Origin of the sequence: Paenibacillus taichungensis, assembly GCF_003287275.1 — a bacterium.
GTDB lineage: Bacteria > Bacillota > Bacilli > Paenibacillales > Paenibacillaceae > Paenibacillus > Paenibacillus taichungensis_A.
Window position 1 is genome coordinate 160,434 of record NZ_QEVW01000012.1, and the last position, 13,510, is coordinate 173,943.

Sequence of the window (13,510 nt, forward strand, 5' to 3'; positions counted from 1 at the left end):
TGCTGATCGGAGGTTATAGGTTATGGGAATGAACGAAAAAATAATTATTGGCAAAGAAACGAAATATCCTCTAAATGGAATGTTATCACTGCCGGAGGATGGCTCGTCAAAAGTTCCGGCCGTGGTATTGGTGCATGGCTCTGGCCCTGCGGATATGGATGAAAAGGTGGGGAATAACTTCCCTTTTAAAGACCTTGCAGAAGGATTGTCCGACAAAGGAATCGCCGTGCTGCGATATGACAAAAGAACACTCGTCTATGGAAAAGAAATGAAAAACGATACCAGCTTATCCGTTAAAGAAGAAACCATTGAGGATGCTATCCTCGCAGCTGACTTATTGCGCCAGGACTCACGTATTGATGCCAACCAAATATTCATTATAGGTCATAGTTTAGGCGGGATGTTAGCTCCACGAATTGATGCAGAAGGTGGACATTTTGCTGGTATCATTATTATGGGTGGATCTCCACGAAAATTCGAAGAGATTTTGATGGACCAAAATGACGATGTTTTGAACTCGTTGAATCTGTTTTTGAAAATGATTGCGAAGAAACAAATAGCAGCACTATCAACCAAGTTTAATAAAATCTATACGTTAAGTGATGCAGAAGCAAAATCAACTGTCGTTTTGGGCAAATATTCCAGAGCCTTCTACTTCAAGGAAATGGGAGAACATCCATCCATTAATTACCTTAACGTATTAGATAAACCCGTACTCATTTTGCAGGGAGATCAAGATTTTCATGTATCCGTAGACAAAGATTTTAAGGGTTACCAAGACTTGTTGGGAGAAAAGCCTAACGTAACGTTTAAACTTTATCCCCACTTAAATCATTTATTTATGCCAGCTGTTTATGGGGAAATATTAAAAATGAAAAAAGAATACAAAGTTGCACAACATGTAGATAAGAAAGTGATACAAGACATTGCTGAATGGATTCATTCCGTTTAGGAAAAAACATCGTTCATACCATGCTAGATCAAAGAGCTCTTTACAGGGCTCTTTCTATTTTTCAAATAAACCCCTCGGTTGATTGAAACATCTCATCTATGAACAACGAACGAAGTTTTACGTTTATCGGAAAGGTAATAACTTTCCCTTTGAGCAAATTTGCCTAAAGGGCAAATATAGGTTAAGATGATCCTGAGAAAGGAGTCGTGTAAAACCATAATGAAGTTAACAACTTACAATTGCTTCCCTCCCGAAACAACCATGACGGAGGTGTACGCATAAGCGGAAAATGATGGCCAAACCAACTTTGCGGCATTTAAAAAAAGAAGCGACAGAGCAATCGCTGGCGATCGCAGCATTTGAACTTGCACTTGAACATGGTCTGGATGGCTTCGTTGTTGAAGATATCGTGCAAAAAGCCGGTTACTCCAGAAGAACTTTCGCAAACTATTTCACATGTAAGGAAGAAGCTGTTGCGATGGGAGCTACAGCTGTTCACAATACTGCTGAGTTTGAGAATTTACTTACCATGATTCCCCCAAATACCTCCTTGCTTGACGTTCTGTATCAACTTATCCAGATGCAGCTTACAGCGGATCTCATAGGAAGATTGCGAGAACTTTTGATACTTTCGAAAAAATATCCGGTGTTAGAACCGCATTTCCTCGGGGTACTGCATCATATGCAGACGACTGCGCAAGAAACATTGTTAGACTTGTCCAATGGAAATGATGACGAGGTATATACTTATCTACTTATAAACGCAGTTTACGGGATTATTCTTCCTTTAATTGACGGAAGACTTAATGTGCTGCTCCCTGGACAAAAGAAAACGGACCACCCTAGCACTGAAGCTGTAGCATTCGATGAGTTTTTAGAAACCATGTTTGGTCATTTGCGCAAAGGATTCTAATGCGCTAGCAACCCATAATCACCATAGAGGGAGTGTAAAATTAGAGATATGTCTACATTATTGTATAGATTGGGGAAAACGGCTTTTCGTAAACCGGGGTATTTCATCATCGGGTGGGTATTGATTCTGGGTGTTGTCATTTCTATGATCAGCATCAATGGCATTCATATTAGTTCTGAAATGAAAATTGAAGGCACAGAATCACAAAAGGTTTTGGATCAATTAGCTAAAGAATTACCAGCCGCCTCCGGCGGGCAAGGAAGTGTTGTGTTCAAAGCACCTGACAACGAGCGTCTGGATACGCCTGAACGTTTGGCTGCAGTGATGAAAGCTGTTAGTGAAGTATACGGATTGAAGGATGTGATTAATCCTGCCGATTATGCAGCTGAAGCTGGCAGTTCGGGTGCATCCGCAGACATGGCTCAGGCTGCCAATATGCAGCAATCAGCAACAGCCTCACCTCCTCCCTATGGACCTCTAATGGTGGATGGCGTTCCTGTACCTGGTGTCCTTCTCTCTTCTGATGGTAAAGTTGCTCTGTTTCAATTTCAGTTTACCATTGAGCAGTCTGCAATTACGCAAGATGTATTTGATTCTGTAATTGACTCCGTTATGTCTGCCCAACAAGGGACCAACATCACCGTGTTACCGGGCGAAACGCTCAAAACAGTAGCTATTGGAGTAGGCTCGGCAGAGATTATTGGACTGATCATTGCTGTCATTGTTTTGTTAATCACCTTGGGTTCCGTTGTTGCGGCAGGTCTGCCACTTGTCACCGCACTCCTCGGCGTTGCCATTGGAGTGGGTGGTGCATTCTCGATCTCCAAATTTATAGAAATGCCGAGTGTCACTTCCGTCCTGGCTCTCATGGTTGGTCTGGCCGTCGGAATCGATTATGCTCTCTTCATTGTTAATCGCCAGCGCCGAATGATTATTGATCAGCGCTTGAGCGCACAAGAAGCAACAGCAAGAGCGATTGGCACATCGGGTAGCGCTGTATTCTTTGCTGGATTAACCGTTATTATTGCACTTTGCGGTATGCTTGTCATCGGCCTCACATTCTTATCTACGATGGCTTTAGTTGCCGCAGCTACCGTTCTTATTAATGTATTTGTTGCCCTTACTCTATTGCCCGCTTTACTTGGATTGGTGGGTGAACGCATCTGTTCCACTAAAGCACGCGAGAAAAGTACAAAACATCCTAAAGCGGCTGGCCACGGGATCGCTCACAGATGGGTGAAATTCGTTATCAAGTATCGTTGGATCACAATTATTGCCATCGTCGTGCTTCTTGGCGCGGCAGCCACTCCTATAACAAAAATGGAAATGGGTATTCCGGGAGCTTCTTCAGCTAATCTGGACACGACAGCAAGACAGGGTTATGACGCAATATCCGAAGGCTTCGGAGAAGGATTTAACGGACCACTTATTCTGGTCGCGGAGCCTAACAATTCTTCCGCGCAGGTGACTCCGGAACTCTTGGGCAATGTCATGAAGGAACTCCAAAGCCAAAATAACGTTGCACAGGTTACACCGCTAGGCATGACAGAAGATCTGGCTATCTTTAGTCTTATTCCCGGCACAGGTCCTAACGATAGAATCACCAAAGATTTGGTGAATGAACTACGATCTACTGAATCGAGCGTTGCGAAGACGAATGACGTTAAGATTGGTGTTACGGGATTCACTGCCGTTAACATTGATATGTCAGCGAAATTAGCGCAGGTATTCCCTATCTATGTAGGAATTATTATCTTGCTGTCGCTTATTATTCTGCTCTTGGTATTTCGTTCGATCATCGTTCCAATTAAGGCAACTATCGGTTTCCTTCTTAGCATTCTGGCTACATTCGGGATTACTACTGCTGTATTCCAATGGGGCTGGTTGCATTCGCTCTTTGGTTTCGACACCGGCGGCCCGCTGCTGAGCTTTATGCCGATCATCGTGACAGGTATCCTGTATGGATTAGCAATGGACTATCAGGTTTTCCTTGTCAGTTCGATGCGGGAATCATACGTACACGGTCACAGAGGAACAGAGTCTGTTGTCCATGGTTATAATCAGGTAAGTCGCGTAGTTGTTGCCGCAGCTGTAATCATGGTCTCGGTATTTGCTGGGTTCATCTTTACAGATGACGTCATGATCAAACAGATTGGTTTCACATTAGCTGTAGGAATTCTGATTGATGCTTTCATTATTCGGATGGGATTGGTTCCCGCCATCATGGCTATTTTCGGTGACAAGGCTTGGTCACTTCCAAAATGGCTGGATCGCATTCTACCAAATCTCGACGTTGAGGGCGAGAAGCTGATTGCTACACTTCACGCTAAAGATCATTCCAACTCCAAGTCTTAATAAGGATTTGAATCATAGAATAAAACGAAAGCCCGTTGACCAGTCCAGTCAATGGGCTTTCGTTTTGTTTTACTTCCGTTTTTAAAAAATTGATTCATAGGAGTTGTTCCTGTCCAAGCTTATGACACATCATATTTCACTCCATATATATTGAAGATGGCCTTGTATTTATTTTCAAAGATGGTCCAACGATGTTCTGCTCCATACTTTCCATGCAAAGCCCTCAGATAAAGGTTAGCGGCTGTTACCTCCCCGGATTTCAGAAGGAGATGGAAGCTCTCTTCGCTTAGATGCAAAAAGGGACCTGACATGTAATAATCAACAATGGATCTCGCATCGGTCATCGTTTCAAAGAACCGTATTACTTCTTCCAACCCGGGCAGCAGCACTGCTATCAAATCATCCTTATTCGTATCAGGAGTAACTGCGAATCGATCCGGAACAGCCTGAACAATTTCCCCGATTCTTGCTCTGAAGTGACACTCGGGTTCAAGGGGTGCCGTCAAAATCTCTTTTGATTGAATTTGTGCTAACTCCACTGAGTAAATGCCGCAGTTCACATAAAACATGACATTATCCGCCGAATTTCCAGAGGATTTTTGAAAATTGAACATGTAAACAAGGTCGTCTGCTTTTCTACTGAAATTTAAACTCTTCTTTGTATAACCGTAATTGGAAAGCAACGGCTTTACATCCTGTTTGATCAGATCGTTAAAGAGCTGCTGCAACACGATCCCTCCTTCTCCTAACCAACTCCATCAGATTAGTGCTTTACTTTTTTAAGCTTTCCATAAAATCGTGCAGCGCGTTGGATACCCACTTCTTCGGATGAAGAACGAGCTGTATTTCGAGTTGGAGCTCTGCATGTTCAAGGGGTAAGGCTTTCAACTCTCCCCGCTCGATTTCTTCCATTACAGCCATTTGCGGCAGAATCGAAATGCCCTCCCCTGACTTAATACTTCTTTTGATCGCCTCCGGATTGCCAAGTTCCAGACCGATCCGATAAGGGATTGAATTTCCGCGAAGCACTCTTTCAAGCAGCTGTCTGTAATTGCAGGTATCTTCAGGCATTATCCATTCCATATCCTTTAGATCATTCAATTCAATCTGCGCCTTGATGATCAGCGGATGCTGAGGATGGACGATCAACAAAAGCGGTTCCTGGCGAATGGTAATCCACTGCAAAGCCGGATCGCTCGAATCATCTGCGAGAATAAGTCCGATATCGGCTTCACCTTCCCTGACCTGATGCAAAATTAACCCCTCACGATTCGTATGCAATCGTATGTTCAGATCAGGGTATTCCTTACGAGTGGCTTGCATATATGGAGGTAAAAAGTAAGAAGCGATAGAGTCCATCGTACCAATCGTTAAGGAGCCACCACCCTGCTTCGCCATTTTTTCCTTGGACTGTTCAAACAGTTCCAACATCTGTCCGGCAAGCTTGAACAACTCTTCCCCGGCAGAAGTCAGACGAATCTTGTTATTGCTGTAGCGTTCAAACAGTTTGACTTGATATGCTTTTTCCAGCTTCTGAATTTGCGTAGTAACACTCGATTGTGCATAACCCAGTACTTCTGCAGCTCTAGTGAAGCTCTCGCGAATGGCAACTTCTCTGAATGTCTGAAGATAGATTAAATCCAACTTGCTCACCTCATCGAAAATATTGATGACAACTATCATTTGTTATAGGTAACTGTGATGCTGGTTCCTATGTTACATTAGTTTCAATATAACGGGAAGAGGTAGTTGATTATGATGAATGAACAACATGTTCAAGGAATTTATATACCGGTAATTGCCCCTTTTTCGGACGACAACAAGCTCGACATTGAATCGTATCGCAAATATGTTACCCATCTTGCCAAACACGACATTCAGGGATTGGTCGTAAACGGCACGACCGGAGAATCTCCGACTGTCTCCTGGGATGAAGTAAAACAGATGGTGGAAGTAACGAAAGAGATTTTGACAAGTCTGAACAAATCCATCCCCCTCGTCGTGGGGACAGGAACAAATGATACCTATTCAACGGTTCATCGGACTGAAATGGCTGCTGAATTAGGAGCAGATGCTGCCCTGGTAGTCACTCCTTATTACAACAGACCGACGCAAGAAGGAATTCTAGAGCATTTTTCCAATGCATCCCGGACCGGATTACCGATTCTAGTCTATGAGATTCCGGCTCGAACCGGTAGTCGCATGACCTTGGATACGATGAGAAAAGTCATGGATCTGGATGGGGTTATTGGCCTGAAGGACAGCACTGGCGGTTTGGATCTGCTGCTGGCGTTAACCCAATATGAGATGAAACCTGTACTTTGCGGCGAAGATGCGTATTTCCATGCGATGCTGTGTCAAGGTGCTGCAGGCGGGATGGTGGCCTCTGCCAACATTCATACCCAACGGTATGTGGACGTGTATCAACGCTTTGCATCTGGTGACGTGAATGGGTCAAGAGACAGCTTTAAGCAGCTGCAGCCTCTGATTAGTGATGTATTTGCAGAACCTGCTCCAGCCTCGATCAAATGGTGGCTTGCTCAGCAACAGCTGATCGCCACGGCAAAACTGCGTCTGCCACTGACTGCCGCATCGGAAAAAGCAAAACAAAGGTTGTCGGATACACTCGCAGAGATGGTTGTACCTTCTTAAAAAAGCGCAAATCTTGCTACGATTGATGAATACATTGATCTGATAAAATGAGACATAATGGAATGGGAAATAAAAACAACCAGTATGGATACATCCATCCTGGTTGTTTTACGTTTAAACACAGATTTTCAGACGGAAATCGAGGTATTGCTAATCCCCAAGGGGATGCTGATCCCTACTTTGAATATTAAAAGTAATCCGAAAAGTAAGGCGCCTGCTGCTCAATAGCATCTTCTAATAAATCAAGCGTTTCTGGATCACACTTAATGCGTCCAATCTTATGCAAATATTCAGGACGCTTATAGCCCAACAACATCGTCGTCATGGTTTGGATACTTATGCTATCTTCACTACGTCGGCTTTGACTCCGAATTACTCTTCCGCTTCCATTCGGTTCAATTTGCAGAGTAAATGTGCCCTGATTCCATGACAGTAAAGGGTCTTGCAAAGTAAAGGTCCACTCTCTATCCATCGCTGCGGGTTTGAACGGATATTTTGAGATAAATTGCTCAATGTCCACGATCCGTGCCATAAAGTAAGGCGAAATGGTTTCCTTAATATCCGCATCTTCCAGCAAAAAAGCAAGCTGTTCATCGGTGTGAATATTGCCTACCACTTTAGATATCATTGAAAAATGCGCACTAATAAAATTCCACAGTCCACTTCGTGCCTCTTCGTGAATGAAGATCATATCTTTGACGTGGAATACTTCTTCTTCAATCCAATATAAAATGTAGCCATCCGGTTGACCATCTTCACCATAGTAGACGGCTGCAGTTAAATCATCTGAATCCCATCGCCAATACTCACTCCACGCCAGCTCTTTCCGCAACATGGCTCCATGGGTTTGCATTGAAAAGCGTTCATAAGCCAGCTTCACATCTTCGCTGTCAGGTTCTACACGTGCCACATCACCAGAAACAGGTTTGTTTTTGGGTAATTGGAAGTCTTGAACCTCAAACACGATTTTATCAGAAATGATCTCCCAGCCTTTACGGCGATAATACGGTATGGAGTAGGGATACAAGTACGAAATGGATTGTTTCTTTTCACGCATATTGGTGAGTGCTTGCAGCAGCAGTTTATTCATTAAGCCCTGACCGGAATATTCAGGAAAAGTTCCGACACCTGTGACGCCACCCATAGCGTAAGTTTGGTTAAATATCCGAACCTCAAATGGATATATGGATACCTGAGAAATCAGTTTTTCTCCATCGAACCATCCAAGTACATCTGCCTGTTGTAAGACAGGTGACTTTTCATGGAGAATTTCGTTTTCTTTCCAGCCATGTTTGTGAAGATCATTATGAGTGACCTGAAATACATAGCGTAACAGCTGACTATATTGTTCTAAATGTGATAAATCTACTTTTTTCATTTTTAGATTTTGCTTACGATGCATGCCAGTTATTCTCCCTTGGTTTTAAATTATATGATTTACCAATTGCTTCAGAATAATGCTGGCAATGATCTGATCATAATGATTAAGAGCTTGTTTTTACCTCTCTAAGTTTCCCTGTCGAATCTCTAAGGATAATATCCAGAAACTTATGCGCTGCATTATGTGAGAAGCTGAGCTTAAGATTCATATCCGATTCCAGTGTTGCTTTAGAGCTATATGCAAACATTTTTTCCTCATAGTGCTCTAAAGCCGTTTTTAGATCGCTGTGATTAGCAAGAGATAAACCTAACTCGGCTGCATCAAGCATGGCAATATTCGCTCCTTTTCCTGCAAATGGAGACATTAAGTGTGCAGAATCTCCTATGAGAGTGACCCCGTCCTTATGCGTCCAGCTGTGGTCGATTGGCAGCATATAGATTCTACGAGGCAACATCTCTCCATCAGAATAACGAATGTAATTTTTCAAGTCATCACTCCAATCGGATAATAATTGGAGCAGGGATTCTTTTGCCATTGCTGGTTGTTCGAAGTTAATACCGCAATGATCCAGCCATTCTTTCTCAATCTTGAAAGCCAAATAAGCTCGGATGCGGCCGTCACCATTAAGCTGAGCCATAATCGCTTTTTGATCTTGGAATGCAAACATACTCCCTTTCCCGTTAAACTCGGCTAAATCCGGGTGATTTTCATCAACATTTGATATCCCCATCTCAACCGCGCTTATTCCCGTATAGATGGGCTGCACATCCGAGAGAAACTCACGAACTTTTGAAAAGGCACCGTCAGCACCAACAACAAGATCTGCAATTTCTGTATGCTCATTCTCAAATTGCAACTCATGCTGACCATTGTCTAGTGAATGTATACTTTTTAGGTGATGGCCCCATTTTATTGTGTTTGGTTCAATAGAATCCAATAACAATTTGCGAAGTACGCCACGATCTATCTCAGGTCTATGGTTATCTTCGGGACCTGAAATTTCGTCCCAATAGACTTTTCCGGTTTTATCCAGAAGTCGTAAGTCCTGACCTTCATAACGAGCATTCACTTCGAATTCCTTTATCAGTCCAGCTACCTCCAATGCAAATTGACCTGACTCAGGATGCATATCAAGTGTGCCGCCTTGTTGACGAGAGTTGGAGGATGGTTCACGCTCATATACAGTAGCCTTCATTCCATTTTGCTGCAGAATACGAGCCAGCGTTAATCCCGAAGGACCACCACCAATGATAGCAATACGGGCATTTTTATTTGACATATGAAAATCTCCCTTCAATCTTCAATGAATTGTTAAGATAAATAGAATACCATTAAAATATTATTTACCTGTAAACAATAATAGTTGATAAAGATTATCATTGTCAAATAATAACGTGGTGATGTCCATATCATAGAATACTAACGTTTGTTTTCAGAAAAAACATGCTAGAATTAAGAAAGTATCATTATACTCTGACATTCAGTTTGAAACCGATAAAATTCTTGCTGTGTTTCTCTTTCCCATTTAAATGTTAACCCCTCTACTCATAAAAATATTACAACCAAATTTATTGTAAACCTGTTAACTAAATTATTGAACTGAATGCTATTCACCATACGTTAAAACACGTTAGTCTTCTGTTTATAAAAATCCAGACATGTGTTGGTCCTCTCATGTGAGGCAAGATTTCATACTCACAAAAAAAAAGCCGCTAAAATAGCGACTTTCAATGGGTCCATCTTATTGCCTCACACAAACCAACTAGTTTCTCAACTCCAATGTAAATCCTTCCAGCTCTTCTTCAGCTTCATGCATCAGGTCCAGCAACTGATCTGCGTACTCTCCAAGAAACTTCCGACTTGCATCAAAATCAATCCACTGAATGGTAAGTGGCATAGGGAGAAATCCAGTCAGGCAATCCCATAATGCGTCCAAATTCCGACCATATGTTTGACCTAATTCAAGACTGGTCTGAAGGACGTCATGTAATTCTTCTCTTCCATGAATGTCCTTTCCATTAATGACAATTGTCTTCATATTATCACCTTTTCCCTATTCGATTTGCTTGAACGTACGGTAATGATCCGTTGTTTTATAGATTAATCCATCATTGGAATATAAAATCCGATCACTGCCCCGCGTTCCTCCCGAATAGTTAATGTCTGCTTCGTACCAAATTCTTCCTTTTTTATTAGGCAACAGCCCTTCTCGATTTTGAAATACGTCACCGCCAATGCTTTTGCCTGGAGCTACTTTTTCCAAATTACCTTTGCTAGGCTCCCATCCTAATTCTCTGGCTTCTTTCTTGGTTATATAATTTTCCGGAAGTTCATTATGCTCCGAAATATACTTGGCTACTTCATCAAATTGCGTTAGAACGGCACTCTCTTGAGATGAGTCATTTAACGAAACCGTTTCGAGTGAGCATCCTGTAAACAGGATCGTCGCCAGAATAAAAAGTAAAGCACCTAACCACTTTTTTACAACCATTGATTTTGATCTCCTTCTGAAAAATTAGCATCCTCCCTATCATAACATGTTCCTTACGTATACTCCTCTTTATATTCGTTTCTCGTGAATTTCAGCCATCCCAACAGAAAAAGGCTGGAGCGGATATCCCCGCTCCAACCTTTATTATGTTTGCATCCTTACGGCTCAATCCCCCACACCAGTTGACCGTTGATATACCCGGTAACCTGTTCATTGTTTGCGAACTGAGTACCGGATGCCTTAAACGAGTAATCGTTAGCCTGGTTGTAATTGGACCAGTTATTTTTGGAGAACCGTGCTTGAATTTCAGCGCTTTGTCCAGCATTAAGCGTTCCGGCAGAACTCGTAAAACCAACCTCCAAAACATAATCCGCTCCCGCAACTGGCGTAGCCAATTTAACGAATTTGCTGGTTACATTTGCACTCCCGATACTTGCCCAGTCAGACCAGAAACTCTGCGCTTCTTCCCCGTCAATCGTATAGTAATACCGGAGCTTTACATCACTCAACTGAATCGCCGAATTACCGGTATTGACCACTTTAAATTTAGGTGAAATTCCGTTGGTGGACACACTTGTATTGCCGTTAAAAGCTTGGATCGTCAAGTTCCCAGAGGGTACAGAAACACTGCTGTCTACTACGTTTACTGTAAGAACAGCGTTATTTCCTCCGTTAAAATGAAACGTTATCGTATTTGGGCTTAGCGGCAGCGTGGAAAGGTAGGATTTACGTAGAACGACGGCTGTGCTTGATGCCGTATAATCCTGGCCCGATACAAGTGTATAAGTTCCATTCGTTATACTTGTAAGCTGTCTTCCGTTTAAGGTGAGGGTCAAGGAAACATCCTGCGCTAGATTCGCTGCTTTATCAAAAGTTGCATTCACGGGCGAAATTACAGCGCTTGTGCTTGGTGTTGAATCTACAATTTTAACTTTTAGTACAGGATCTTGCCCTTGATTAAAATCAAAAACGATGGAATGTTCGCCAACCGGCAGTCCGGTCAAAAATTCTTTTTTCAGCAGCAACGTACTTCCGCTTAACGTATAATCCTGATTTGCAGTTAATGCAGAGGTACCTATCCGTAGACCGATTAACGTATTACCGTTAAAGTTCACAGTTATGGCCTTGTCGCTTGAATTGGGTGTGTGTTTGTCAAATTCAACGGTTGTAGGAGTGAGGGACGCGTTTGATGTTGGATTGTTAGCCTTCAAATTAGGCAGTTCATCCAGCGTAATGACATAATCACTTTGATAAAGCGTTTTCAAAGTTGCTGGATAATTAAAGGCCGAACTCATGAGATGCTCGCCATACCAAGGACAGAAGTAGAGCCATCCTGATTTTTCCTCTGTCAGATTCTGTACACTTGGGACGGTATCGTTCTCTGTCATGGCCACCATTTTCTTGCCATCCGTTAGATCAACCAGTTGATAGAAGGTCGAGGTAATGGCATCCTCATTCGGCACCCCAGACAAACCGTCATTGCGGTTGTAAATCGTATTGTATTTATCATAACCGACAATATCTACCTGATCGTCACCAGGGTACCATGCAGGAGAAGTGTTATATACGTAGCTGTTGTAAGTCCAAATCAAGTTGTGCAGACCGTATGTCTCTGTAAGTTCAGTGTAGAGCATATCCCACAGTTGTTTGTACACATCCGCACCTGCAGAAGCCCACCAGAACCAGGCGCCTTCCCCATTCAACCCACCGTTGCCTTCTGCCTCATGATAAGGCCGGAAAAGAACGGGCACATTGTTATCTTGAAGAATCAATAGTTGTTCTGCCAGATCATCAATCGTACTCATTACGTATTTATATTCTTTCGTACCAGGAATTACGGCGTTGGCTGTATTAAAATTCGTTTCTGTTGGTTTATAAGTAGCCTCTTTCCAATCCACATGATCCCCAAGCTGGTAGGTCGTGAAATTTCGGGGTACATTGATATGCCAGGAAGCTGTCGCAATTCCATCCCGGTTATTGACCCAATCGATCATTCGATCGGTTGTACCGTCTTCCCATCCGTAGAGCGGATTATAGTTCATAAAATCAAATCCGCGGATAGCTGGATACTTTCCGGTTAAATTATGAATCCAATCAAACTCCAACTCCGTATTGCCATCGTTTCCACCACCGTATATCTCCTGCTGGCCAGAGATAATATGATTGCCATAAACCTCCGTTAGATAATTCATCAGAAGTTGTGTTTCCGGTGTGGCTTGGGGATCAGTAAGGACAGGCTGAACTTCCAGGGGATCAAGATTGGCATAGTCTACAGTGAAGGTGTCGAAATAAGCGAAGCCCCAACCTGCCTTCAATTGAATCGTGTTACTTCCCTGATTCAGCTTCTGATAACCAAAATTGAAATCAGACCATGTTGTTGTGTAGGGCAGCATAAACGAACCTTTGGTAACGCCATTAACAGATAAATATTGAAGTCGGCCATCAGCACTTAGCTCCTGCATGTATCGGGTGGAAATTGCATACATGCCTGTTTCGGGGACAGTCACAGTGAAGGTTATTGTGCCGGAATTCTGCATCCAAACAAATCCACTTCCAGAATATCCAGGCTTGGGTTGACCGTAAATTTCTGTCGTCACTTGAAGATCGGAGGAAAGTAAAGCGTTTTCGCTTTCGATCGTGAAAAGTGGTGAATCTGCATGAACGGGTACTGTCATCAATCCAAGAAGCAGAGTCAATGCCAGCATTAATACGCCTGTCTTTTGGAGCAAAATCTTCATCATCATCTTCCTTCCCATTTTAAAATAT

General features: G+C 42.7%; 11 protein-coding genes. 4 read left to right on the plus strand and 7 right to left on the minus strand.

The window, feature by feature from the left end; all coding sequences use genetic code 11:
• Nucleotides 1-22 precede the first annotated feature (22 nt).
• The 3 genes from DC345_RS18895 (at nucleotide 23) to DC345_RS18905 (ending at nucleotide 4,220) form a co-directional block, all read left to right on the plus strand.
• Nucleotides 23-952: an alpha/beta hydrolase family protein gene (locus tag DC345_RS18895; RefSeq protein ID WP_309304337.1), complete on the plus strand. Its 930-nt coding sequence runs from the start codon at nucleotides 23-25 to the stop codon at nucleotides 950-952.
• A 292-nt stretch (nucleotides 953-1,244) separates the two neighbouring features.
• Nucleotides 1,245-1,865 (plus strand): TetR/AcrR family transcriptional regulator, encoded by a 621-nt coding sequence (locus tag DC345_RS18900; RefSeq protein ID WP_113054552.1) that lies wholly within the window; start codon nucleotides 1,245-1,247, stop codon nucleotides 1,863-1,865.
• Nucleotides 1,866-1,913: 48 nt separating this feature from the next.
• A complete protein-coding gene (locus DC345_RS18905) occupies nucleotides 1,914-4,220 on the plus strand; it encodes an MMPL family transporter (RefSeq protein WP_113054380.1) in 2,307 nt (768 codons plus the stop codon).
• 119 nt (nucleotides 4,221-4,339) lie between these two features.
• On the opposite strand, the gene DC345_RS18910 is transcribed toward DC345_RS18905, so the two are convergent.
• Nucleotides 4,340-4,951, minus strand: a complete 612-nt coding sequence (locus DC345_RS18910) for a DUF4304 domain-containing protein (protein WP_113054381.1) — start codon at nucleotides 4,949-4,951, stop codon at nucleotides 4,340-4,342.
• A gap of 40 nt (nucleotides 4,952-4,991) precedes the next feature.
• A complete protein-coding gene (locus tag DC345_RS18915; RefSeq protein ID WP_113054382.1) occupies nucleotides 4,992-5,864 on the minus strand; it encodes a LysR family transcriptional regulator in 873 nt (290 codons plus the stop codon).
• Nucleotides 5,865-5,975: 111 nt separating this feature from the next.
• Here DC345_RS18915 and dapA point away from each other — a divergent pair, with 111 nt between their 5' ends.
• On the plus strand, nucleotides 5,976-6,872 hold the full coding sequence (gene dapA, locus DC345_RS18920) for a 4-hydroxy-tetrahydrodipicolinate synthase (protein ID WP_113054383.1): 897 nt from the start codon (nucleotides 5,976-5,978) through the stop codon (nucleotides 6,870-6,872).
• Between the two features lie 187 nt (nucleotides 6,873-7,059).
• Here the strand turns inward: dapA and DC345_RS18925 are convergent, their stop codons facing one another.
• From DC345_RS18925 to DC345_RS18945, 5 genes are all read right to left on the minus strand, one after another.
• On the minus strand, nucleotides 7,060-8,274 hold the full coding sequence (locus tag DC345_RS18925; protein ID WP_113054384.1) for a GNAT family N-acetyltransferase: 1,215 nt from the start codon (nucleotides 8,272-8,274) through the stop codon (nucleotides 7,060-7,062).
• 82 nt (nucleotides 8,275-8,356) lie between these two features.
• On the minus strand, nucleotides 8,357-9,532 hold the full coding sequence (locus DC345_RS18930; protein ID WP_113054385.1) for an FAD-dependent oxidoreductase: 1,176 nt from the start codon (nucleotides 9,530-9,532) through the stop codon (nucleotides 8,357-8,359).
• Nucleotides 9,533-10,015: 483 nt separating this feature from the next.
• Nucleotides 10,016-10,291, minus strand: coding sequence for a barstar family protein (locus tag DC345_RS18935; RefSeq protein ID WP_113054386.1), 276 nt, complete (start codon nucleotides 10,289-10,291; stop codon nucleotides 10,016-10,018).
• A gap of 15 nt (nucleotides 10,292-10,306) precedes the next feature.
• A complete protein-coding gene (locus DC345_RS18940) occupies nucleotides 10,307-10,744 on the minus strand; it encodes a ribonuclease (protein WP_113054387.1) in 438 nt (145 codons plus the stop codon).
• Between the two features lie 158 nt (nucleotides 10,745-10,902).
• Nucleotides 10,903-13,482, minus strand: a complete 2,580-nt coding sequence (locus tag DC345_RS18945; protein ID WP_113054388.1) for a glycosyl hydrolase — start codon at nucleotides 13,480-13,482, stop codon at nucleotides 10,903-10,905.
• Between the last annotated feature and the right edge of the window lie 28 nt (nucleotides 13,483-13,510).

Excerpts from the sequence above, each read along its gene's own strand:
- DC345_RS18905 (WP_113054380.1), top strand. The coding sequence starts at position 1,914 with ATGTCTACATTATTGTATAGATTGGGGAAAACGGCTTTTCGTAAACCG.
- DC345_RS18940 (WP_113054387.1), bottom strand. The coding sequence starts at position 10,744 with ATGGTTGTAAAAAAGTGGTTAGGTGCTTTACTTTTTATTCTGGCGACG.
- DC345_RS18930 (WP_113054385.1), bottom strand. The coding sequence starts at position 9,532 with ATGTCAAATAAAAATGCCCGTATTGCTATCATTGGTGGTGGTCCTTCG.
- dapA (WP_113054383.1), top strand. The coding sequence starts at position 5,976 with ATGATGAATGAACAACATGTTCAAGGAATTTATATACCGGTAATTGCC.
- DC345_RS18925 (WP_113054384.1), bottom strand. The coding sequence starts at position 8,274 with ATGCATCGTAAGCAAAATCTAAAAATGAAAAAAGTAGATTTATCACAT.
- DC345_RS18895 (WP_309304337.1), top strand. The coding sequence starts at position 23 with ATGGGAATGAACGAAAAAATAATTATTGGCAAAGAAACGAAATATCCT.
- DC345_RS18935 (WP_113054386.1), bottom strand. The coding sequence starts at position 10,291 with ATGAAGACAATTGTCATTAATGGAAAGGACATTCATGGAAGAGAAGAA.
- DC345_RS18945 (WP_113054388.1), bottom strand. The coding sequence starts at position 13,482 with ATGAAGATTTTGCTCCAAAAGACAGGCGTATTAATGCTGGCATTGACT.
- DC345_RS18900 (WP_113054552.1), top strand. The coding sequence starts at position 1,245 with ATGGCCAAACCAACTTTGCGGCATTTAAAAAAAGAAGCGACAGAGCAA.